Origin of the sequence: Vibrio sp. YT-17 (assembly GCF_033337375.1) — a bacterium.
In the GTDB taxonomy this organism is placed as follows: Bacteria; Pseudomonadota; Gammaproteobacteria; order Enterobacterales; family Vibrionaceae; genus Vibrio; species Vibrio alginolyticus.
The window spans coordinates 1-1,493 of sequence record NZ_JAWOQP010000053.1 but is presented as its reverse complement, the minus strand read 5'-3'; the positions used below and the strand labels follow the sequence as shown (position 1 = coordinate 1,493).

1 rRNA gene (running past one end of the window) is annotated in these 1,493 nt (G+C 50.8%); it reads right to left on the bottom strand.

The features are described 5' to 3' along the window. Window positions 1-1,468, bottom strand: a 23S ribosomal RNA gene (locus R7F67_RS23725) (it extends 1,464 nt beyond the left edge of the window). Between the last annotated feature and the right edge of the window lie 25 nt (window positions 1,469-1,493).

Genomic DNA, 1,493 nt, shown 5'->3' with positions numbered 1-1,493 from the left:
TCAGCCTACGCACTTGAACCTGGACAACCGTCGCCAGGCCCACCTAGCCTTCTCCGTCCCCCCATCGCAATTGTAAGAAGTACGGGAATATTAACCCGTTTCCCATCGACTACGCCTTTCGGCCTCGCCTTAGGGGTCGACTTACCCTGCCCCGATTAACGTTGGACAGGAACCCTTGGTCTTCCGGCGAGGAGGTTTTTCACCCCCTTTATCGTTACTCATGTCAGCATTCGCACTTCTGATACGTCCAGCATGCGTTACCACACACCTTCAACCGCTTACAGAACGCTCCCCTACCCAATGCACTAAAAGTGCATTGCCGCAGCTTCGGTTTACTACTTAGCCCCGTTACATCTTCCGCGCAGGCCGACTCGACCAGTGAGCTATTACGCTTTCTTTAAATGATGGCTGCTTCTAAGCCAACATCCTGGCTGTCTGAGCCTTCCCACATCGTTTCCCACTTAGTAGTAATTTGGGACCTTAGCTGGCGGTCTGGGTTGTTTCCCTCTCCACGACGGACGTTAGCACCCGCCGTGTGTCTCCCGGATAGTACTTACTGGTATTCGGAGTTTGCAAAGGGTTGGTAAGTCGGGATGACCCCCTAGCCTTAACAGTGCTCTACCCCCAGTAGTATTCGTCCGAGGCGCTACCTAAATAGCTTTCGGGGAGAACCAGCTATCTCCAGGTTTGATTGGCCTTTCACCCCTAGCCACAAGTCATCCGCTAATTTTTCAACATTAGTCGGTTCGGTCCTCCAGTTGATGTTACTCAACCTTCAACCTGCCCATGGCTAGATCACCTGGTTTCGGGTCTATATCCAGAGACTGAACGCCCAGTTAAGACTCGGTTTCCCTACGGCTCCCCTAGATGGTTAACCTTGCCACTGAATATAAGTCGCTGACCCATTATACAAAAGGTACGCAGTCACAGGACAAGCCTGCTCCTACTGCTTGTACGTACACGGTTTCAGGTTCTATTTCACTCCCCTCACAGGGGTTCTTTTCGCCTTTCCCTCACGGTACTGGTTCACTATCGGTCAGTCAGTAGTATTTAGCCTTGGAGGATGGTCCCCCCATATTCAGACAGGATATCACGTGTCCCGCCCTACTCGATTTCACTGAACACACGTCGTCAACTACGGGACTATCACCCTGTATCGTCGGCCTTTCCAGGCTGTTCGTCTAACGCGTGTAAAGCTTAAGGGCTAGTCCAATTTCGCTCGCCGCTACTTTCGGAATCTCGGTTGATTTCTTTTCCTCGGGGTACTTAGATGTTTCAGTTCCCCCGGTTCGCCCTGTTGAGCTATGTATTCACTCAACAGTAATACCTTATGGTATTGGGTTTCCCCATTCGGAAATCCCAGACTCAAATGGTTTTTACTACCTAATCTGGGCTTATCGCAAGTTAATACGTCCTTCATCGCCTCTGACTGCCAAGGCATCCACCGTGTACGCTTAGTCACTTAACCATACAACCCGAAGGAGTTTCGAGTT